At 75.3% G+C, this 20,700-nt stretch carries 15 protein-coding genes; 12 read left to right on the plus strand and 3 right to left on the minus strand.

The features are described 5' to 3' along the window. Positions 1-9 precede the first annotated feature (9 nt). Complete coding sequence (locus tag GPA10_RS28175) at positions 10-930, minus strand: SDR family oxidoreductase (protein WP_058846683.1); 921 nt, start codon at positions 928-930, stop codon at positions 10-12. A gap of 97 nt (positions 931-1,027) precedes the next feature. Then, positions 1,028-2,662 carry a carboxylesterase family protein gene (locus GPA10_RS28180; RefSeq protein ID WP_157167944.1) on the minus strand — a complete coding sequence of 545 codons (1,635 nt, stop codon included), beginning with the start codon at positions 2,660-2,662 and terminating at the stop codon, positions 1,028-1,030. A 615-nt stretch (positions 2,663-3,277) separates the two neighbouring features. Between GPA10_RS28180 and GPA10_RS43800 the strand changes: the two genes are divergently transcribed. The 9 genes from GPA10_RS43800 to GPA10_RS28225 all read left to right on the plus strand — a co-directional run bounded on the left by GPA10_RS43800 (position 3,278) and on the right by GPA10_RS28225 (position 14,989). Then, the gene (locus GPA10_RS43800; RefSeq protein ID WP_157167945.1) at positions 3,278-5,932 is read left to right on the plus strand and encodes a LuxR C-terminal-related transcriptional regulator; all 2,655 of its coding nucleotides are present in this window, start codon (positions 3,278-3,280) and stop codon (positions 5,930-5,932) included. Between the two features lie 134 nt (positions 5,933-6,066). Then, positions 6,067-8,163 (plus strand): anthranilate synthase family protein, encoded by a 2,097-nt coding sequence (locus GPA10_RS28190; protein WP_343041402.1) that lies wholly within the window; start codon positions 6,067-6,069, stop codon positions 8,161-8,163. Next, on the plus strand, positions 8,160-9,374 hold the full coding sequence (locus GPA10_RS28195; RefSeq protein WP_157167947.1) for a 3-deoxy-7-phosphoheptulonate synthase: 1,215 nt from the start codon (positions 8,160-8,162) through the stop codon (positions 9,372-9,374). The genes GPA10_RS28190 and GPA10_RS28195 overlap by 4 nt, the downstream gene beginning before the upstream one ends. A 40-nt stretch (positions 9,375-9,414) precedes the next feature. Next, positions 9,415-10,308, plus strand: coding sequence for a 2,3-dihydro-2,3-dihydroxybenzoate dehydrogenase (locus GPA10_RS28200; RefSeq protein WP_157167948.1), 894 nt, complete (start codon positions 9,415-9,417; stop codon positions 10,306-10,308). Between the two features lie 51 nt (positions 10,309-10,359). Further along, on the plus strand, positions 10,360-11,076 hold the full coding sequence (locus GPA10_RS28205; protein ID WP_343041403.1) for an isochorismatase family protein: 717 nt from the start codon (positions 10,360-10,362) through the stop codon (positions 11,074-11,076). After that, positions 11,066-11,698 carry a UbiX family flavin prenyltransferase gene (locus GPA10_RS28210; RefSeq protein WP_157167949.1) on the plus strand — a complete coding sequence of 211 codons (633 nt, stop codon included), beginning with the start codon at positions 11,066-11,068 and terminating at the stop codon, positions 11,696-11,698. The genes GPA10_RS28205 and GPA10_RS28210 overlap by 11 nt, the downstream gene beginning before the upstream one ends. A gap of 65 nt (positions 11,699-11,763) precedes the next feature. Beyond that, positions 11,764-13,212, plus strand: coding sequence for a non-oxidative hydroxyarylic acid decarboxylases subunit C (locus GPA10_RS28215; RefSeq protein WP_343041404.1), 1,449 nt, complete (start codon positions 11,764-11,766; stop codon positions 13,210-13,212). Beyond that, positions 13,209-13,490, plus strand: coding sequence for a non-oxidative hydroxyarylic acid decarboxylases subunit D (locus GPA10_RS28220; RefSeq protein ID WP_058846687.1), 282 nt, complete (start codon positions 13,209-13,211; stop codon positions 13,488-13,490). The genes GPA10_RS28215 and GPA10_RS28220 overlap by 4 nt, the downstream gene beginning before the upstream one ends. Further along, complete coding sequence (locus tag GPA10_RS28225) at positions 13,487-14,989, plus strand: hypothetical protein (protein ID WP_157167950.1); 1,503 nt, start codon at positions 13,487-13,489, stop codon at positions 14,987-14,989. The genes GPA10_RS28220 and GPA10_RS28225 overlap by 4 nt, the downstream gene beginning before the upstream one ends. Positions 14,990-15,051: 62 nt before the next feature. On the opposite strand, the gene GPA10_RS28230 is transcribed toward GPA10_RS28225, so the two are convergent. Then, positions 15,052-16,584, minus strand: a complete 1,533-nt coding sequence (locus GPA10_RS28230; RefSeq protein WP_157167951.1) for an FAD-binding oxidoreductase — start codon at positions 16,582-16,584, stop codon at positions 15,052-15,054. 385 nt (positions 16,585-16,969) lie between these two features. Here GPA10_RS28230 and GPA10_RS28235 point away from each other — a divergent pair, with 385 nt between their 5' ends. From GPA10_RS28235 to GPA10_RS28245, 3 genes are read left to right on the plus strand one after another with little or no spacing between them, the layout of a single operon-like run. Then, positions 16,970-17,272: an acyl carrier protein gene (locus GPA10_RS28235; protein ID WP_246259883.1), complete on the plus strand. Its 303-nt coding sequence runs from the start codon at positions 16,970-16,972 to the stop codon at positions 17,270-17,272. Next, complete coding sequence (locus tag GPA10_RS28240; protein WP_157167952.1) at positions 17,262-18,488, plus strand: beta-ketoacyl-[acyl-carrier-protein] synthase family protein; 1,227 nt, start codon at positions 17,262-17,264, stop codon at positions 18,486-18,488. The genes GPA10_RS28235 and GPA10_RS28240 overlap by 11 nt, the downstream gene beginning before the upstream one ends. Then, positions 18,488-20,677 (plus strand): MMPL family transporter, encoded by a 2,190-nt coding sequence (locus GPA10_RS28245; RefSeq protein WP_157167953.1) that lies wholly within the window; start codon positions 18,488-18,490, stop codon positions 20,675-20,677. Before GPA10_RS28240 ends, GPA10_RS28245 begins: the two co-directional genes overlap by 1 nt. The last annotated feature ends 23 nt before the right edge of the window (positions 20,678-20,700 follow it).

Below are 20,700 nucleotides of genomic sequence, written 5' to 3' on the forward strand. Positions count from 1 at the left end.
CCGGCCGGGTCAGCCGGAGGACCGCGCCCACTGGTCCCAGGGCTGTGCGGCGATCCACTGGGCGAGCGGTGTGAGCTGCACGCCCAAATGCTTCTCGACGGCCGCGGCGTCGGCGGTGAAGGTGTCGTCGGTGGCCGAGGCGTGGGCCCAGTGGTAGCCGCCGGCGATGCCCGCGCCGAGCTCGGGGCCGAGGACCGCGCCGACGGCGGCCTCGAAGTCGGCCGGGTCCATGGCGTGGAAGGCGACGTCCCGGCCGAGGACGTCCGCGAAGAGGGCCGCGAGGCGCGGCCCGGTCACGGGCTGCGGGCCCCCGACCTTCAGCGCCGAGCCGACCAGTTCGTCGCCGCCCTCCAGCGCGGCGACCGTGACCGCGGCCATGTCGTGCAGGGACATCCAGCTCACCGGCAGGGCGGCGGGCAGCGGGAAGGCGAGCACCCCGTCGTCGACCAGGGCCGGGGCGTGCCCGGGGCCGAACAGGTTGTCCAGATACAGCGGCGGCCGCAGCACCGTCACCGGCAGGCCGCTGACCCGCAGCGCCTCCTCGGCGATCCGCCGGGTCTCGAACGCCGGATAGCCGGTCGGCTCGGGCGGCACCGGCAGATTCGTGTTGAACACCAGCCTGCGCACGCCCGCCACCTTGGCGGCGTACACCAGGTTGTCGGCGTAGGAGGCCGCGAGATCGGCGTCGTAGACCAGCGGGAGGCTCGCCGCCACCCGGGAGACGCCCTCGAAGGAGCGGCGCAGCGCCGTGCGATCGCCCAGGTCCACGGGGCGCGGGTGGACTCCGGGCGGCAGCGCGCCCGGCCGGTCCGCGCCGCGCGCGATCCCCACGACGCTGTGGCCCCGCTCGGACAGCTGCCGCAGCACCGCGCCGCCCTGGGCGCCGGTCGCACCCATCACCAGGTAGCGCTCGTGTCGTGCGTCGGACATGGTGGTCCTCTCGTCGGGATGGCCCCGGCCGCCGGCCGGGGGACAGGGGCCCCGGAGGTGCCCGGGGGCGATGGCGGGACGCGGGCCGGGGCCGCGCTCAGGTGCGGGGCAGCCAGTCCGCCCGGTCCCAGAAGTGCAGTTGGCGCAGCTTGGGCGTGGTGGCGACGTGCGCCACCCGGTCCCCGCCGAGCACCAGGGAACGGGGCTCGGCGGGGGTGAACCGGGGCCAGGCGGGTGCGGTGGGGCTCTGCGGGCGCCCGGTGTGCGCGAAGGACGCCACCAGGTCGATGAAGGCGGCCGCCACCTCGCGCTCCAGCGGGCCGTCCCCGAACACCGGCGCGTTCTGCGCGCTGCCGTGGGTGGCGAAGAGGAACGGCGACGTCGCCTCGTGCGGGGTGCCGTGGCCCGGCGGACGTACGGGGTGGGCGAAGTCCATGTGGTACAGCGGGTGTCCGCTCTCGCGGGCGCGGCGGGCGGCGAGCCGCAGGATCTGGCCGCGGAACAGGCCGTCGCCGTACAGCTCGGTGTAGAGCGTGAAAGGGTCGTGCGGCAGGCCGTCGGCGAGCGCGGCGTCGCGGTAGGCCGCCAGCGCGCCCTCCAGCAGCGCGACGGGCACCTCCTCCGTGCCCAGCAGCAGGAACTGGCGTGCCATGGAACGGAGTTGGCCGGGGGTGGCCGGGGCGGGCGCCGTGCGGTCGGTGAAGAAGGAGCCCTCGGTCCTGGTGTTGATCACCAGCATGGGCAGGTCGGGCGTCGGCAGCCGGTGGTCGTATCCGCGCATCCACCGCCCGTCCGGCACGGGCCCTCGGAAGAACCGCCCGCTGGCCACCGGCCGCTGTCCGGGCGCGCCCGCGAACCGCTCCTCCCAGGCGTCCAGGACCTCCAGGGCGCCCCGTTCGCGCAGGCCGCCCACCGTGGTGCCCAGACGCCGCGCCACCCCCTCGTAGGTGGTGCGCGAGTCGGCGGGGGTCAAGCCGGCCAGCGGGGTCCACACATGGGCGGTGCTGATGGGCACGAGGCGGCTGATCAGGGGGCGGGTGCGCGGGTGCAGGGCGAGCTGCCAGGCGCTGGAGCCGCCCGCCGAGGTGCCGCACACCACGATCCGGTCCGGGTCGCCGCCGAAGGCGGGGGCGTTGTCGTGCACCCAGCGCAGCAGCGCGGCCTGGTCCTGCAGCCCCCAGTTGGCCGCCGCGTCGCCCGCGCCGAACCCCTCGTGCAGGCCCCAGCCGAAGCAGCCGAGCCGGTAGTTGAAGGTGACCACGACAAGATCGCCGCGGTGTGCCAGGCGAGCGCCGTCATAGGTGGGACGGGTGGCGGAGTTGTGCCGCCAGGCGCCGCCGTGCACATAGACCAGCACGGGGCTGCGCCCGGCGGTGTCCGGGCTCCACACGTTGGCGTAGAGGGCGTCCTCACTGCCGTCGCGGGCGCTGGGGGACACGAACGGCGGCGCGAACGCGACCGCCTCGCGCACCCCCGGCCACGGCTGCGGCGGCAGGGGCGGCGCGAAGCGCAGCGGACCCACCGGCGGCCGGGCATAGGGCACCCCCCGGAACACCGCGACGCCGTCCTCCCGCACCCCCCGCACCGCTCCCGCCGTGGTCACCACGACGGGGGCGGAGCCCGCCCCCGCGGCCGGGCCGGGCGGCACCGCCGCGGCGGACCCCGCCCACGCGGGGACGGAGCCCGACACGGCGAGCCCCGCCGCGGTGCCGAGCAGACAACGACGGCGCACCGGCTGCCTCCTGGAGGAAAGGAAGAAGGGGAGCCGGTGCCGCTCGCACCGGCGTCGACAGGACGTGGCCGGGCCGGCCACGTCGGCGGGACGCGGCCGGGTCGGCCACCGTCAGCCTGGTACGGCAGGGTCCGCGGCCACCTCACGCGAACACGGGATATCCCCGCTGTGCCCGCACCGCGACGCCGCGGGTCCCCCGCGGGGTTTGGAAAGCTGTCTTCCGCGCGCGAAGTGATGTATCCATGGATTTCTGGGCGATGCGAACAACCGCAGCCACGACGCGTACGCATCGATCCCCAGCAGGGAATCCGCAGAGGACGAGCGGATGCGGAACGTCCACGGGGGGTGGATCAGCAGCGGACGCGCCGTGCTGTCGGTGGCCGACAGCGACACAGGAATCAGCGACTGATTCAACCCACGACTGTGCCGACTCGCAGCACATCAGGAGACCCCGGTCCTGCTGTGTGGTCACACGACCCGTGACCTGCTCCCATCCACGCATCCGCCGCCCGCCGGAACACGCCGCCCTACGCTGTGCGGCACGGGCCGCTCCCGCGGCCGTACGCCGGTATGCGTCGGGGCCGGCACCGTCATTGATCCGAGGGAGATCGGGACGTGTTCTCAACTGGACTGACAGTGCCCGGCAAGACGGCCGTCCCGGGACGGCACGCCGAAGCAGCCCATGTGTGCCGCCTCTTGGAGCAGTTACGCGACGGTACCGGCGGCTGCCTCATGACGGAAGGCCCCGAGGGCATCGGAAAGAGCCACCTGCTCGCCTTCGCCCGCAGCGAGGCCGCGCGGCTCGGGCTGCGCACCGCCCCGGGCGAGGCCCTCGTCGCCGCCGACAACGCGCGCGCACGCATCCACGAACTCAACAGCCGCGTCCGCCCGGTCCTGATCCCGGTCGACACCGCCGAACGCCTGTCGGCGACCACCGCCCGGCTCCTGCTCGAGCTGATCCGCGACACCGCCCACCTGCCCGTCCTGTGGCTCGTCGCCCGCCGCACCGGCCGCGAGGTCAGCGCCGCGAGCGCCGCCCTGGAGGAGATCGCCTCCCGGCACGCCACCCGGCTGCGCCTGCGGCCCGTGGACGCCGCGGCCGTGGAGGGCATGGGCGCCGGCGCCTTCGGCGCCGCCATGGAACCCCGCCTCCTGCAACTCCTGAACCGCTGCGGCGGCGCCCCCGGCCTGGTGTGGCTGCTGCTCGACGCGCTCGCGGACGAGGACCTGGTGCGCGTCCGCGCCGGACGCGCCGGACTGCGCAGCGACGAACTGCCCCGGCGGGTCCGCGACGCGGTGGCCCTGCGCATCGACGACCTGTCCGGAGAGGCCCGTTGGCTGGTGCCCGCCCTGGCCGTCTTCGACCGCCCGTGCAGCCTGCACGAAGCCAAGGCCCTGCTGGGCTGGCGCACCATGCAGGTCGCCGCCGCCGTGGACGAGGCCCTGGCCAAAGGCGTCCTGGTGGAACGGAAACAGGGCATCGACTTCTGCTACCCGCTGATCCGCGACGCCGTGTACGAGAACCTGCCCGAAGCCACCCGCACCGCCCTGCACCGCGAGGCCGCCGCCCTGCTGCAGTGCGACGAGGGCCCCGCCGACGAGATCGCCCGCCACATCACCCTCGGCAGCCGCCCCGGCGAGGACACCGCAGGCCGCCTCTTCGCCTTCATCGAGCGCACCAGCCACTCCACCAAGGCCGTCACCGGCTCCGTACGCCTCCTTGCCACCGTCGGCCACCACGAGGAGGCCCGCGCCCTGGTCGCCAGCGTCCTGCACGGCCGCGACCACGCGACCACCGACCGGCCCGCCCAGGTACGCACCCTGCTCGCCGTCGCCTCCGCCTGGCTCTACACCGGACGCAACGACGGACTGACCGGACAGGCCATCGGCTTCCTCGACGAGGAGACCCTCACCCCCCTGCACCGCGCCCGCCTGCTCACCGCCCGCAGCGTGGCCCACCTGTGCGACCACGAACCCGAGGCCGCCCTGCGCACCGCCCGCACCGCGCTGCACACCGGCGAACAGAGCGGCGACCTGCTCACCCGGCTGCTCGCCGACATGATCCTCAGCCGCTGCGCCCTGGACGCGGGCGACCTGGACGAAGCGGTCTCCCGCGCCTGCCAGGCCATGCAGCTCGCCCACCTCGGCGGCCGCGACACCGCCCACCACTACCCGCACCTGATGATGGCCCCCGCACTCGTCGCCCAGGACGAACTCACCGAGGCCGAGATCATGCTGCGGCTCGGCGAACAGCAGGCCGACCGCCAGGGCGACACCTGGCTGCGCCCGATGTGGCACCACCAGCGCGCCCTCCTGCAACTCGCCGCCGCCCGCCTGGAGGAGGCGGCTCAGTCCGCCGAGACCGCCGCCGCCTGCGCCGAACCGCACAGCCCCGTCGGCTCCGCCGCCCTCGCCCTGCTCGGCCACCTCGCGCTGCTGCGCGGCGACGTGACCACCGCCCGCTACCACCTGCGGTGTGCCGCGCTCGGCCCCTTCGACACCCTGGACTGCGGCCTGGAGGACCTGCTGTGGCGGCGCGGCGTGCTCCAGGACGCCGAGGGCGACCCCGAAGGCGCCTTCCGCACCCTGCGGCCGCTGTACGGGTCCCTGCCCACCCGCCCCAAACTCCTGGTCCGCGAGCCGGGAGCCGCCGCGCTCCTGGTACGGCTCGCCCGCTGCTCGGGATCCCGCGCCCAGGCGGCCACCGTCGTGGCCGTGATGCAGGACCTGGCGGCCCGCCACCCCGCCGTCCGCTCGCTGCACGGCGCCGCCCTGCACGCCGAAGCGGTGCTGCACGACGACGTGCGCGTCGCCGAACTCGCCCACCGGGAACAGCGCCTCGCGGCCCGCCCGCTGGCCCTGGCCGCCGCCCTGGAGAGCGCCGGAGTGCTGCTGCGCGCCGACCACCAGGAGGAGCGCGCCACGAACCGGCTGCACCAGGCCCGGTCCCTGTACGAGAAGGCCGGCGCCGAACTGCACGCCCGCCGCGTCCGCCGCCTGGAAAAGGAGCAACTGCCGCGGCCCGCGAGCACCAAGGACCAGACGCCGGTACCCGGCTGGGGCTCCTTGACCGAGTCCGAGCGCCGCGTGGGCATGCTCGTCGCCCAGGGGCTCACCAACCGCGAGGTCGCCAAGCGGCTCTTCCTGTCCCCGCACACCGTCGACAGCCACCTGCGCCAGTGCTTCGCGAAGTTCTCCGTCAACAACCGGGTGGAACTCACCCGGGCGGTCCTGGAACACCACACCCCCGCCGATCCCGAGAACACGTGATGTGCCCCCGCCGGGCCCCGGGAGAGGCTGACCGCACCGCGGCGCCCCTGACAGCGCGCCGCGCGTGGTCCTTTGACCGCGGCCGGCCCGGCCGCACGACGGACAGGGGGCCTCCTCACGCTGGAGGGAAGAACGTGGGAGAACCATCCGCCACCACCGGCTCCGCACCCGCCGACCGTGCCACCACGGCGGCGATCGAACGCCTCATCGGGCCGCACCCCGGCCCCTTCGCCCTGCTGTGGCGGCCCGCCGCACACGGCAGGCACACCATGGAGCTGCTGCGCGGGCCCGTACACGAACTCCGGGAACTGGGGGAGTTGAGGGGACCGACCGGCCACCGCACCCCGGCCGCAGCCCCGGTCCCGGCCGCAGCCCCGGCTCCGGCCGCAGCCTCGGCTCCGGCCGCCGCCCCGGCCGCGCGGGCCGTCCTGGCCCTGCTGCCCTTCCGCCAGATCGCCGAGCGCGGCTTCGCCTGCCACGACGGCGAGGAACCCGTCCTGGCCCTGCACGCCGAAGAACGCGTCCGGGTCCGCGCCCCGGACGTCCTCGCGGTCCTGGACACCCTGCCCCCGGGCCGGGCCGAGGCCGCCTTCGACCTCGACGACACCGCGTACACCGACGTCGTGCGCCGTGTCGTCGACGAGGAGATCACCACCGGCGCCGGCGCCAACTTCGTCATCCGCCGCACCCTGAGCGCCCAGCTCCCCGGCGCGCCCCACCGCACGGCCCTGGCCATGTTCGCCCGCCTGGCACGCCAGCCCGGCGCCTACTGGACGTTCGTGGTGCACACCGGGGACCGCACCTTCGTCGGCGCCAGCCCCGAGCGGCACGTCAGCCTGGACGGCGGCCGCGCGGTGATGAACCCCATCAGCGGCACCTACCGGCACCCGCCCGCGGGGGCCGACGAGGACGGCCTGGTCGCCTTCCTCGCCGACCCCAAGGAGACCGACGAACTGTCCATGGTCGTCGACGAGGAACTCAAGATGATGGCCGGAGTGTGCGAGCACGGTGCCCGGCTGCGCGGCCCCTACCTGAAGACGATGGCCCACCTGACCCACACCGAGTACCTCCTGGAGGGCGACAGCGACCGGGACCCGGTGGACATCCTGCGGGCCACGATGTTCGCGCCCACCGTGACCGGCAGCCCCCTGGAGAACGCCTGCCGCGTCATCACCCGGCACGAGAAGGACAGCCGCGGCTACTACAGCGGGGTGGCCGCCCTCATCGACACCGACCGCCACGGCCGCCCCGCCCTGGACTCCGCCATCCTCATCCGCACCGCCGCACTCGATGCCACCGGCGCCCTGACCCTGAGCGTCGGCGCCACCCTGGTACGCCACTCCGACCCGGCCTCGGAGGCCGCGGAGACACGCGCCAAGGCCGCGGGACTGCTCCAGGCGGCAGGGCTGCGCCTGGCCGGGGAACAGCCGCCGCCGCACCCCGCGGCACCGCCGCACCCCGCACCGGGCCCCGGCGCCTCCGCGCTGTCCGCCGCCCCCCGGGTGCGCGAGGCACTGAAGCGGCGCAACAGGCCGCTGGCCGGCTTCTGGCTGGCGGAGCGGACCGCGGCCACCGGCACCGGCCCGCCGCCCGCCCTCCCGCTGCTCGGCGTGGACACCCTGGTCGTGGACGCCGAGGACACCTTCACCGGCATGCTCGCCGTCCAACTGCGCGCACTCGGCGCCCGCACCACCGTCCTCGCACACCACCGGGCCGCCACCCGCCTCACCCGGGCCGCCCCCGACCTCGTCGTCCTCGGACCCGGACCCGGCGACCCCCGCAACGACGCCGACCCGCGCATCCGCACCCTGCGCCTGGTGACCGAGAAACTCCTGAACGGGCCGACCGCCTTCGTCGCCGTCTGCCTGGGACACCAGATCCTCGCCCGCACGCTGGGCCTGCGCCTGCGGGCACGGCCCGTGCCCCACCAGGGACTGCAACGCGAGATCGACTTCTTCGGACGCAGGGAACACGTCGGCTTCTACAACTCCTTCGCCGCCTACGCCGACACCGGCCGCGTCCCCGGCCCCCGCGCGAGCGAGGTCCTCGTCTCCCGCGACCCGCGGACCGGCGACGTCCACGGCCTGCACGGCCCCGGCTACACCTCGGCCCAGTTCCACCCCGAGTCGGTGCTCACCAGGAACGGCATCGACCTGATCGCCCACCTCACCCGCAGCGCCCTGACCGGGCGCCCCGCACCCGCCACCCACCCCGCACGGAGGAGCGCATGAGCGGCACCGCGGGCCACCCGGCAGCACCGGCGGCCCTCCTGACCACCACCCCGGCACCGCACGGCGGCGCCGAAGGACCCGGCCAGGAACCCCACTGGAGCCACCACCCGGCCCTGCCGGGCGTCATCGCCCGCCTGGCCGCGGCACCCCCGCTGGTCGACGCCACCGAAACCCGGCGGCTGCGCGCCGCGCTCGCCTCCGTCGCCCGCGGCGAGCGCCTGGTGCTGCAGGCCGGGGACTGCGCGGAGAGCCTGGCCGAGTGCGACCCGGACCGGGCCGCCCACCGCGTCGCCGTCCTGGTCGCGCTGGGCGACCACCTCCAGCGCGGCTCCGGTCGCGAAGTGGTGCGCATCGGCCGGATGGCAGGACAGTTCGCCAAACCGCGCTCCCGGCCCACCGAACGCGTCGGCGGCCGTGAACTGCCCGCCTTCCGCGGCCACATGGTCAACTCCGAGGAGGCGACCCCCACAGCCCGCCGCCCCGACCCGCGGCGCATGCTGCGGGCCTACGACGCCAGCGCACACGTCTTCCACGCCCTGCGCGAGCAGCGCCAACCGCACACCGGCGTGGACGGCCCCTGGGCCAGCCACGAAGCCCTGATACGGGACTACGAGGCCGCACTCGTCCGCAGCACCCCCGGCACCGGCCCGCCCCTGCTCACCTCCACCCACCTGCCCTGGGTGGGCGAACGCACCCGCGGCCCCGGCTCCCCGCACGTGGCGCTCCTGGCCTCCGTCGCCAACCCCGTGGCCTGCAAGATCGGCCCCACCGCCACCCCCGACGACGTGCTGCTGCTGTGCCGGGTCCTGGACCCCGACCGCACCCCGGGACGGCTCACCCTCATCGTGCGGATGGGCCGCGCCCGCATCGCCCGGACGCTGCCGCCCCTCGTGGCGGCCGTGCGGCGGGCGGGGCATCCGGTGGTGTGGCTGTGCGACCCGATGCACGGCAACACCGTACGGGCCGCCGGCGGCCGCAAGACCCGCTACCTGCCCGACCTGATCGCCGAGGCCGCGGCCTTCCGCACCGTCCTGGACCGGCAGGGCCAGCACGCGGGCGGCGTCCACCTGGAGGTGGCGGCCGACGAGGTGACCGAGTGCGTGGGCGGCCCCGTGCACCGCGAGGACCAGCTCGGCGAGCGCTACACGACGCTGTGCGACCCGCGGCTCAACCCGGAACAGGCACGCCGCTTGTTGAACACCTGGGCCTGAACACCGGCCGCAGGCCGGCCCACACACGGGGGAGGACCCGATGACAGGCAAGGACACCCGGCACGCCCCGGACACCCGGCACACCCCAGACCCCACGGCCCAGCCCGCCGCACCCCCCGCGCGGCAAGCGCGGCAAGAGCCGGGCGCACAGAGCGGGCAGGCCGGGCAGGGGGCCGTCGCGCTCGTCACCGGCGCGGCCGGCGGCATCGGCGCCGCCGTCGTACGCACACTCGCCGCCCACGGGCTGCGCGTGGCCGCGGCCGACGCCGCCACCGGACCCCTCACCGCCCTGGTCGAGGACGTCCGCGAAGCGGGCGGCCGCGCCCACGCCCACCCGCTCGACGTCACAAGCAGCACCGCCGTCGACGCCGCCGTCGCCCGGATCGAGGACGAGCTCGGCCCCATCGAGGTGCTCGCCAACGTGGCCGGAGTGATGCGGGCCGCCCCCGCCCTCAGCCTCAGCGACGAGGACTGGACGGAGACGTTCGCGGTGAACACGGCCGGCGTGTTCCACATGTCCCGGGCGGTCGGGCGCCGCATGGCGCGGCGGCGCGGCGGCGCCATCGTCACCGTCACCTCCAACGCCGCCTCCGTACCGCGCTCGCAGATGGCCGCCTACGGCGCGTCGAAGGCCGCGGCGACCTCGTTCACCAAGACCCTCGGCCTCGAACTGGCCGCGTACGGAGTGCGCTGCAACATCGTCGCGCCCGGCTCCACGCACACCCCCATGCTGCACGACTTGTGGCACGACCCGCAGGGCGAGAGCGCCACCCTCCACGGGGACCCGGGCGCCTACCGCGTGGGCATCCCGCTGGGCCGGATCGCCGCGCCGCAGAACATCGCCGACGCCGTGCTGTTCCTGGTCTCCTCCGCGGCGTCCCACATCACCATGCACGACCTGTACGTGGACGGCGGCGCCGCGCTCGGCCGCTGAACCCGGCCCGGCCCTCGCCCCCCTTTTTCCTATGCCTGAGGAGGACTCGCGGTGCGGATACCCGCCGACGTGACCTACCCGATGCCCGCCGCAGCGCACCCCTCCCGGCGGACCCCGAAAGACCCGGCCGACCTGAACGAGATGTGGCGGCCCGCCCCGGACCGCGCGGCGCTGCTCGTCCACGACATGCAACGCTACTTCCTCGGCTTCTTCGCCCCCGGCGTCGCCCCCCTGCACCAACTCCTGGACCACACCGCGCAGATCGTCGACGCCGCCCGTGAGGCGGGCGTCCCCGTCCTCTACACCGCCCAGCCCGGCGACATGACCCGTGCGCAGCGCGGACTCCTGCACGACATCTGGGGCCCCGGTATGACCGGCGACCCCGCCCACCGGGAGATCCCGCCCGAGGTGGCGCCCCGCGAGGGCGAAGCCGTCCTGACCAAGTGGCGCTACAGCGCCTTCGCCCGCACCGACCTGAAGGAACGCCTCGTCCGCCTGGGGCGCGACCAGCTGGTCATCTGCGGTGTGTACGCGCACATCGGCTGTCTGATGACCGCGGTCGACGCGTTCACCTGCGACGTCCAGCCCTTCCTGGTCGCCGACGCCGTCGCCGACTTCACGCCCGCCTTCCACGCCCTGGCCCTGGAGTACGCCCGCGAACGCTGCGCGGCCACCCCCTTCACCGCCGACGTGGTGCAGGCCCTGCGCACCGCCCCCGGACCCGCCTGCGGAGCGGGAGCGGTGAGAGGGGCCGGACATGGCTGCTGACCCGTGCGCCGAGGCCGCCCGGGGGTCCGGGCGGCGCCGCCGGATCGTCGTCGGCATCACCGGGGCCACCGGCGCCCTCTACGGCATCCGGCTCCTGCAAGCCCTCGCCGCGCACCCCGGCGTCGAGACCCATGTCGTGATGAGCCGCTGGGCCCGCACCACCATCAGCCTGGAGACGCCGTGGACGGCGGCCGAGGCCGCCGCGCTCGCCGACGTGAGCCACGCCGCCGACGACCTGGGCGCCACCCTGGCCAGCGGCTCGTTCCGCACCGACGGCATGGCGATCACCCCGTGCAGCATGAAGACCCTCGCCGCGATCAGGACCGGCTACAGCGAAGGCCTGATCGCCCGCGCCGCCGACGTCACCCTCAAGGAACGCCGCCGCCTGGTCCTCGTACCGCGCGAGACCCCCCTGAACCAGATCCACCTGGAGAACCTCCTGACCCTGACCCGGATGGGCGCCGTCGTGATGCCTCCCGTGCCCGCCTTCTACCACCGGCCGCACACCATCGACGACCTGGTGGACCATCTGGTCGCGCGGATCCTGGACCAGTTCGGCCTGGACACCCCCGCGCCCCGCTGGGAGGGCATGCGCGCGGCCCGGCTGCGCGCCACCTCCTGACCCCGCCCGCAGCAGAAGCACCCCCGTACACCCGCGGAAGCACCCCACCCGACGAAAGGCGACCAGTGCCGTACGACGACCTGCGCGGCTACCTCGAAGCCCTGGACGAACACGGCCAGTTGCTGCGGATCACGGAGCCGGCCGCCCCCGAACCGGACCTGGCCGCCGCCGCCACCGCCGCGGCCCGGATGGGCCCGCGGGCCCCCGCCCTGTGCTTCGAGAGCGTCACCGGCTACGCCGCGGGCCGCGTCGCGCTCAACGTGCACGGCTCCTGGGCCAACCACGCCCTGGCCCTGGACCTGCCGCCCACGACCGGGGTACGCGAGCAGGTCGCCGAGTTCAGCCGCCGCTGGGACTCCTTCCCGCTCCCGGCCGAACACCGCCCCGGCCCGCCCTTCCTCGCCCACACGCTGCTCGGCGAGGACATCGACCTCTACCGGGTCCTGCCGCTGTTCCGCCTCAACGCGCACGACGGCGGCTTCTACGTCGACAAGGCCGCCGTCGTCACCCGCGACCCCGAGGACCCCGACCACTTCGGCAAGCAGAACGTCGGCATCTACCGCCTGCAGTGCAAGGGCCGGCGCCGGCTGGGCATCCAGCCGGGCTCCATCCACGACATCGCCCGCCACCTGCGCGCCGCCGAGGAACGCGGCCAGGACCTGCCCGTCGCCGTCGCCCTGGGCAACGACCCGGTGATCTCCCTGGTCGCCGCCACCCCCATGGCCTACGAGGAGTCGGAGTACGAACTGGCCGGGGCACTGCGCGGCACCCCCGCACCGCTCGCCCGCGCCCCGCTGACGGGCCTGGACGTGCCCTGGGGCTGCGAGGTCCTGATGGAAGGCGTCATCGAGTCCCGGGTACGCGAGATCGAGGGCCCCTTCGGGGAGTTCACCGGCCACTACTCCGGGGGCCGCAGGATGCCCGTCATCCGGATCGACCGGATCTCCCACCGCACCGACCCGATCTTCGAACACCTCTACCTCGGCCTGCCGTGGACCGAGATCGACTACCTGATGGGCCCGGCCACCTGTGTGCCGCTGCTGCGGCAGCTGCGCGCGGAGTTCCCCGAGGTCGTCGCCGTCAACGCGATGTACACCCACGGCCTGGTCGCCATCGTCTCGACCCGCTCCCGCGTCGGCGGCTTCGCCCGCGCGGTCGGCCTGCGGCTGACCACCACCCCGCACGGCCTGGGCTACTGCAAGGTGGTCGTCGTGGTCGACGAGAACGTGGACCCCTTCGACCTGCCGCAGGTGATGTGGGCGCTGTCCACCAAGTTCAACCCGTCCCAGGACGTGATCCACCTGCCCGGCATGCCCGTCCTGCCCCTGGACCCGTCCTCGTCGCCCACCGGCATCAGCGGCAAGATCGTCCTGGACGCGACCACGCCCGTGCCGCCGGACCACCGCGGCCGGCACACCACGGCGGTGACCGACGCGCCCCGGACCCAGGAATGGCTGACGCGGCTGACGTCCTGGGCCCAGGGACCCCGACCATCCACAGGAGCCGCACCATGACGTGCCCACGCTGCCTGTACGACCACGCCGAGACCGTCACCGCCGCACCCGAGGGCGGCGCCGCCGTGTGGGAGGTACGGCAGTGCCCGCGCTGCTGGTACGCCTGGCGCAGCACCGAAGCCCCGGCACGGACCAGCGCGGAACACTTCCCCGCGGAGCACCGCCTGACCCCCGAGGCCATCGACGCCGCGCCCGAACTCCCCGCCGTGCCCCCGCTGCTGCCCGGTGTCCCCGAGCCTGCGGCGGCACCCGGCGAGGACCGGGGAGCCACCGCGTGACCGCCCGCCGGCACCGGCTCAGCCGCCGCGCAGTCCTCGGCTCGCTCGCCGCCGCCCTGCTCGCGGCCCGCGGCACGGCGCCCGCCCGCGCGAGGGGCCCCGGCGCACCGGTGGGGCCGCACTTCACCCCCGCCCACCGCTACCGCCCCCTGGACCTGCTGCCCACGGCGTTCGTGCAGCACGACACCGGTGCGCGCACCACCGCGCCCGCGCACCAGCTCGCCCCGGCGGGCCCGGCCGCGCCTTTCGCCACCGTCGTGGTGGACATCGCCGCCCTGGCGCCCGGCGCCACCGTGACCTGCGGCCTGCAGAACACGGCCGGAGACCGGGCACTGCGGGTGCGCCACCACGCGCACACCCCCGCCGGCGGCACCCTCAGCATCGAGGTCACCACCCCCGCCGCCACCACCACGACCGCCCGCGCGACGGTCCGCCTTCAAGCCCCCTGCCGGCTCGCCTTCACCGTGACCGGCCGCACCGTCACCGCCTTCGCCGCCCCCGGCACCCCCGGCATGCCCTGGCGCCCCCTGCTCACCGACCAGGGCGCGGCCGCCGCACTGCTCGACCCGCGCCGCCCCGACCTCCTGAACACACTCCGGTACGCCCACCGCGGCACCGGAGCCACGATCCGGCGGGTGCGCGCCGGGCACTTCGGCCAGCTCGGCCTGCGCGACCTGCATCTGGTCCGCACCGCCGAGGGAGAGCCCTACACGCGCGAGGGCCGGGTGTTCCTCACCGCGGGCTGCGCGGGCGCCGGCTTCTCCCAGCAGGCACACACCGGCGTCTTCGCGATGGACCCGGCACACCCGGACCGCCTGGAGGCGGTCGCCAAGCTCTTCTTCACCCGCGAGGGACTGCTCTTCGGCGACCACGGCGGCCAGATCGTGTACGACGGCGCGCGCGAGCGCTTCATCGTGGTCACCGTCGGCGGCGACCTGCCCGCGCCCGGAGTACGGCCCTACCACCTGAGCACCCGGGCGGACCTCCTGCGCGGCGTCCACGTCCTGCGGGACCGCCCGCTCGATGTGCCCTTCACCCGCAGCGCCTGGGACCCGGCGCTGATCCGCGACCGGGGGCGGTGGCTGTGGGCGTACGTGGACGTCACCGACCACGAGAAGCTGACCTTCGGCCCGGTCCTGGCCGCCGCGGCACCCGGGGGCGACTACGCGGACGCCCTCACCCGCCTGCCCGCGCAGGCCGGGCCCCCGCAGACGGAGGGCTGCCGCTGGCAGCACCTCGACGGCCGCCCCCACCTGCTGGTCAGCGACCGGGCACGGGCCGCCTACCCCCTCCTGGACCGGCATCTGCGCCCCCGCGGCACCCTCGACGCCCCCTACCCGTCGGGCACCCCCTTCCCGCAGGTCTTCCCGGTCCCGGGCACCGCGCACGACTGGCTGCTCGTCACCTTCGACGAGTCGCCGTACGAACAGCGGGTGCTGCCGTACGGCACCCACGGCGAGGTCGTCACGATGCGGGCGAGGGGCGGCTTCCGCCCCTGAGGTCCCCTCCCGCGGGCGCCGCGTGCCCCCCTCCGGCACACGGCGCCCGCGGGAGGGGGTGCTCAGCGGCCGATCGCGTGCGGGTGGTCGAAGAACCGCCCGGGGTCGTAGCGGTGCTTGGCCCGCACGAGCCGCCCGTAGTTGCTGCCGTAGTAGGCGGACCGCCACCCCTTCAGCTCCGGGTCGGTGTAGTTCTGGTACGCCTGGCGGGACGCCCAGGGCAGCATCGCGGAGTGCAGGCCCCGGGCCCACCGCGTGACGCCCTCCTTGTGCGCGGCGGGGGAGTCCACCGGCACCTGCGCGAGGTACTGCAGCAGGAACCGCTGCCGGCGGTGCACGAACGCCGTCGTCCCCGGGTGCGGCCGGTTGTAGGCGCCGCCGAAGGCGTGGAACTCCAGACCGCGCAGCTGGGCGCCGGGCCCGGCGGCGGTGAACCGGTCCATCAGTGTCCGTACCGCGTCCCGGCTCATCACCCGGGTGAAGAAGCTGGACTTGGTCAGCGCGTACTCGAAGCGGTGCAGCTTGCCGTCGGGGGTCTGGCCCTCGCCGTGGCACTGCGAGACGGAGAAGTCGGAGCAGCCCGCCCAGTGCATCACGCTGTCCAGGTACGGCACGGTCTTCTTGACCACCCTGACCGGCTCGCGCCCCACCAGCGCGGTGAAGCGGTCGAGTTGGCGCTCGAGCCCGGCGGCCGGGCCCGACCACTGGCCGAAGGCGTAGAGCTGCGGTTCGACGGCAGGGTCCGGTGTGCGCACGAACATGCCCGCGCTCAGGTCCTCGGGCGCCTCGGGCGCCCACCGCTGCCAGGCGGGCAGCACGTCGACGGCTTGGGCCCACGGGAAGTGCAGCTCGAACACGGTGGGCCGGCCGGCCGGGAACGTCTCGAACTCGAAGTCGCTGACGAAGCCGAAGCTGCCCGCGCCGCCGCCGCGCAGCGCCCAGAACAGCTCCGGGTGGTGGTGGCGGTCGCACAGCAGGATCCTGCCGTCGGCGAGGACCACCCGTATCGCGGTGAGCCGGTCCGAGGTCAGTCCGTGCTTGCGGCCCGCCATGCCGAAGCCGCCGCCGAGCGTGAGCCCGGCGATGCCCACGGTCGGGCACATGCCGCCGCTGATGGTCACTCCCCGGGACAGCAACGCGTCCTGCATGTCGACGAGTCTGGCGCCCGAGGCCACCCGCGCCCGCCCGCCGGCGAGGGTGGTGGCGCTCATCGCGGACAGGTCCACGACGATGCCCTTGCCGGTGGAGAAGCCGCCGAAGCTGTGCCCGCCGGAGCGTGCCACCGGCCGCACCCCGAAGCGGCGGGCGAACCGCACCGTCTCGGCGATGTCCTCGGCGTGCCGCGGCCGGACGACGGCCGCGGGCCGGATCCCGTCGTACCGCTTGATGTAGGTGCCGTGCGCGGCCTCGTAGCCCTCGTCCCCGGGCAGCAGCACGGCGCCGTCCACGGAGCGCCGCAGCGCCTCCCAGTGGGGGCGGCCGCGGGCCGGGCCGGGGGCCCTGGCGGCCGTCGCCGAGGCCACCAGCGGGGCAGAGCCCAGGGCGCCCACCGCGGTGAGCCCGCCCAGCGCCAGGAATCTCCTGCGGTCCATCATCTGCTTCCTCCGTGGGGGTAGCGCCCGGTGCGGCGCTGCGAACGTAGCCGCCGCGGGCGCGCCGGCGAATCACGGAAACACGTGATGTCCCGCCCCGTCCTGGCTGCCGGGGCGCTGCCCCGAACGAGTGGAGATCATCCGCGCTGATGGATTGTCAGGCCCTGTACTGAAAAGGTGGCGAAAGGTGACAAAAGAGTGGATGCGGGCATGGTCCATGCTGCGGACGTGGCCGTGTTGCGGCAGCCGCACGCAGCCGCAGCCGTCCGTGGAGCGGCTCCTGGAGCGGCGGTGCGGCCGCTGCCGCGCGCGCCCGTGACCTCTCCGGGCGGATCGACGCGCGCGGCACCGCCACCCCTCGTACCGCCAGGATTCAGGAGACGAAGACATGCACGAAGGCATGACACGGGTCGACGAGGCGCCGGCGCCGGGCCCGCGGGACCCGCAGCGCCCGGAACTGTCCGAGGAACTGGTGGCCCTGCTGACCGGCCGCCTCAACGTGCGGTCCGGCTCCGGCGAACTGTCCCCGGCGACGACGTTCGAGAGCCTCGGCCTGGACTCGCTGTCGCTGATGGAGCTGGTGCTCGCGGCGGAGGAGGAGTTCGGGATGGTCCTGCCCGAGACCGCCCTGGACCTCAGCCCGGCCTCCACCCTGGGTGAGGCGGCCGAGGCCTTCGAGCATGCCCGCTGACGTCGCCGTCACCGGCCTCGGCCTGGTGACTCCGGCCGGACACACCGCGCGGGCGAACTGGGAGGCGCTGTGCCGGGGCCGCTCGCTGGCCGCCGCGGACCCCGAACTGCAGGGGCTGCCCGTCGACTTCTCCTGCCGGGTGGCGGACTTCGACGCCGCGGCGGAGCTCGGCCGCGCAGCGGCGCGGCGCACGGACCGCTTCGTCCAGTTCGCCCTCGTCGCCGCCCGGCGGGCCGTCGCCGACGCGGGCCTGGACCGCAGGGCGTGGGACCCGCAGCGGGTGGGTGTCGTGCTGGGGGTGGGGGCGAACAGCCTGAGCACCTACGTGGGCGAGTTCACCCATCTCGGTGCCGGGCGGGCCGAGCGCGTCTCCCCGCTCGCGCTGCCGCGCAGCGTGCCGAGCATGGCCGCCGGTGAGGTCGCGATCGACCTGGGCGCGCACGGACCCAACTTCACCACCGCCAGCGCCTGCGCCTCGGGGGCCACCGCGATCGGCGTCGCCCGGGACCTGCTGCGGTCGGGCACCTGCGACATCGTGCTGGCCGGCGGCAGCGAGTCGGCGCGCTCGCGCATGACGGTCACCTGCTTCACCCGGATGCGGGCGCTGTCGCGGCGCCGGGCGGAACCGGCCCTGGCCAGCAGGCCGTTCGACGCGCGCCGCGACGGCCTGGTCCTCGGCGAGGGCGCCGGCGTGCTCGTCCTGGAACGCGCCTCCCGCGCCCGTGCCCGCGGGGCCCCCGTCCAGGCGCTGCTGCGCGGATACGGCGCCGGAGCCGACGCGCACCATCCCATCGCCCCGCATCCGCGGGGAGACGGCGCGGTCCGTGCCGTCCGCGCGGCGCTGGCGGACGCGGGCTGCGGCCCCGACGACATCGCCCACGTCCACGCCCACGGCACCTCGACCACGCTGAGCGACGCCGCCGAGGCCGCGGCCTACACCCGCGTCTTCGGCGGCGGCGGGCCGCCCGTCACCGCCTCCAAAGGCGTCATCGGCCACGCCCTGGGCGCGGCCGGGGCCATCCAGGCCGCGTACACGGTCCTCGCCCTGCGGCACGGGCTGATCCCCCCGGTGGCGAACTTCCAGGGCCAGGACGGCGATCACCAGCTCGACATCGTCGCCGGCCGGCCGCGGCCCGCGCGCGGCGGTGCGGCCATCAGCTGCTCCTTCGGGTTCGGCGGCCAGAACGCGGTCCTGCTGTTCACGGCCGCCCCCTGATGCGCGCCGCCCACCCGTCCGCAGGCCACGGCCCGCGAACGGCCCGCGAGCGGACAGCGGTGCGGCGGGCCTGGCTGGTGCTGGCGTGCGCCCTCCTGGCGGCGGTGTGCGCGGGGGTCCTGGGCCCGGCCGCCTTCTCGGCGCTGGGCACGGGCGGCGCCCTCGCCACCGGCACCGAGGCCGAACGCGCCGCCCGGCAGGCCGAACGCCTCGGCGTGCCCGCACCCGATCTCGTCCTGGCCCTCTCCGAGCACCCCGGCACCGGCCGTGCGGGCGCCGCCCGGGACGCCGCCGCGGTGGTGCGGACCCTGTCCGGGCAGGGCGACGTCAAGGCCGCCTGGTCCGCGCAGACCACGGGAAACCCCTGGCTGCGCTCGAAGGACGGGCGGACGCTGCTGGTCCTGGTACGCCTGGAGGGGACGGACAAGGAACGCAAACAGGCGGCGCCGCGTGTGGTGGCCGCGGCCCGCGCGGCCGCCCCGCACACCGGGGTGGAGCCCAGCGGCGGCACGTGGGCCAACCGGGAGATCGACGAGAGCGTCGAACACGACCTGCGGCGGGCCGAACTCGTGGCCGCGCCGGTGCTGTTCGCCGTGCTCGTCCTCGCCTACGGATCCGTGGTCTCCGCGCTCCTGCCCGTGGTCGTGGCCGCCCTCACCATCGGCTGCGCCGTCCCGGTCCTCGGCCTGCTCGCGCAGGTCGCCGACATCTCACGGGTCGCGGTCAGCGCCGCCTCCGCGATCGGCTTCGGCCTGGCCGTCGACTACAGCCTCTTCCTGCTCGCCCGGGTACGGGAGGAGAGCGCGCGGGGCGCGGACCTCCCCACGGCACTGGCGGCCGCCCGGCGCTCCAGCGGCCGTTCGGTGGCGTTCTCGGCCGCCGCCGTCACCGTCTGCCTGGCCGCCGCCCTGGCCGTGCCGGTGCCGATGCTGCGCGCCCTGGCCCTGGCCGGCATGACCGTCGCCGTGCTCGCGGCCCTGGTCGCCCTGACGGTGCTGCCCGCCTGCCTGTGCGTGCTCGGCCCCCGGGCGCAGGCCTTCGATCCGCTGGCCCGCCTGCGCCGTACCCGGGTCGGCGACGGCAGCCGCTTCTGGCGCCGCACGGCCACCGCCGTCACCGCCCGCCCCCTGCTCGCGGGAGGCCTTGCGCTGCTGCTCCTGGCCCTGCTCGCCGTGCCGTTCACCCACGCCCGCCTGGGCATCGTGGACGAACGCACCCTGCCCGCGTCCGCCCCCGCCGCCGCGGCCGCGCAGCGGGTGCGCGCCGAGTTCACCGCGCCCCCCGAGCGGATCCTCACCGTGGTGGTGAACGGCCCCCGGGCGGCCGGGGGCGCCCCCGCCTACGGCAAGCGGCTCGCCCGCCTGCCGGGCATCATCGCCGTCCGCGTGGCGCCCACCGCACCGGCCGCCGGGGGCGCGGTGCTCCTGGCGGCCATCTCCGCCGCCCCCGACACCCGCGCGGCACGGACCGCGGTGCGACAGGTACGGCAGACCTCCGCGCCGGGAAGCGTCACGGTGGGCGGCCGTGCCGCGGACGTCACCGACACCGCGCACAGCGTCCTGCGCGCCCTTCCCGCCTGTCTGCTTCTGCCGGCAGCGGGGCTGATGCTCCTGCTGAGCGCCTTCACCCGCACGTTCGTCGCCCCGCTCAAAGCGCTGGCCGTCGCCGCGGTGAGCCTCGGCGCGATCCTGGGGGCCCTGGTCGTCCTCTTCCAGGAGGGCCGGGGCGGCGCCCTGTTCGGATCCTTCACGGCCACGGGCACGCTGGACGCCTCCATACTCCTGTTCGTCCTGTTCATCGCCCTGGCCCTGTCGGTCGACTACGAGGTCTTCCTCCTCGGCCGCATCCGCGAGGAGTTCGACCGCCGCGGCGACAACCGCACGTCGATCGTCGAAGGCATCGCCCGCACCGGCCGCCTGCTGACGTCCGCCGCGGCGGCCGTGGCGATCTCGACCGCCGCGATGGCCACCTCGCAGGTCGCCCTGCTCAAGTTCATCGGCATCGGCGTCGCACTCGGCGCGCTCGTCGACGCCCTCCTGGTACGCGGAGTGCTGGTGCCCGCCGTGATGGCGGCCCTGGGCCCCCTCAACTGGTGGTCCCCTGCCCGTACCGGGTCCCGGCCCGGGACCGTCACAGCCGAAGCCGACAAGAAAGGCGGGGCTGAACCAGATGCGTCACGCTCCACATGACCCCACTCGACAGGCCCCCACCC

The organism is Streptomyces typhae (assembly GCF_009755605.1).
Classification (GTDB): Bacteria; Actinomycetota; Actinomycetes; order Streptomycetales; family Streptomycetaceae; genus Streptomyces; species Streptomyces typhae.

What these genes read in the sequence shown, in the direction of transcription:
- GPA10_RS28175 (WP_058846683.1), bottom strand. Translation starts at nt 930, where the DNA reads ATGTCCGACGCACGACACGAGCGCTACCTGGTGATGGGTGCGACCGGC.
- GPA10_RS28195 (WP_157167947.1), top strand. Translation starts at nt 8,160, where the DNA reads ATGAGCGGCACCGCGGGCCACCCGGCAGCACCGGCGGCCCTCCTGACC.
- GPA10_RS28200 (WP_157167948.1), top strand. Translation starts at nt 9,415, where the DNA reads ATGACAGGCAAGGACACCCGGCACGCCCCGGACACCCGGCACACCCCA.
- GPA10_RS28210 (WP_157167949.1), top strand. Translation starts at nt 11,066, where the DNA reads ATGGCTGCTGACCCGTGCGCCGAGGCCGCCCGGGGGTCCGGGCGGCGC.
- GPA10_RS28220 (WP_058846687.1), top strand. Translation starts at nt 13,209, where the DNA reads ATGACGTGCCCACGCTGCCTGTACGACCACGCCGAGACCGTCACCGCC.
- GPA10_RS28230 (WP_157167951.1), bottom strand. Translation starts at nt 16,584, where the DNA reads ATGATGGACCGCAGGAGATTCCTGGCGCTGGGCGGGCTCACCGCGGTG.
- GPA10_RS28235 (WP_246259883.1), top strand. Translation starts at nt 16,970, where the DNA reads ATGCACGAAGGCATGACACGGGTCGACGAGGCGCCGGCGCCGGGCCCG.
- GPA10_RS28240 (WP_157167952.1), top strand. Translation starts at nt 17,262, where the DNA reads ATGCCCGCTGACGTCGCCGTCACCGGCCTCGGCCTGGTGACTCCGGCC.
- GPA10_RS28245 (WP_157167953.1), top strand. Translation starts at nt 18,488, where the DNA reads ATGCGCGCCGCCCACCCGTCCGCAGGCCACGGCCCGCGAACGGCCCGC.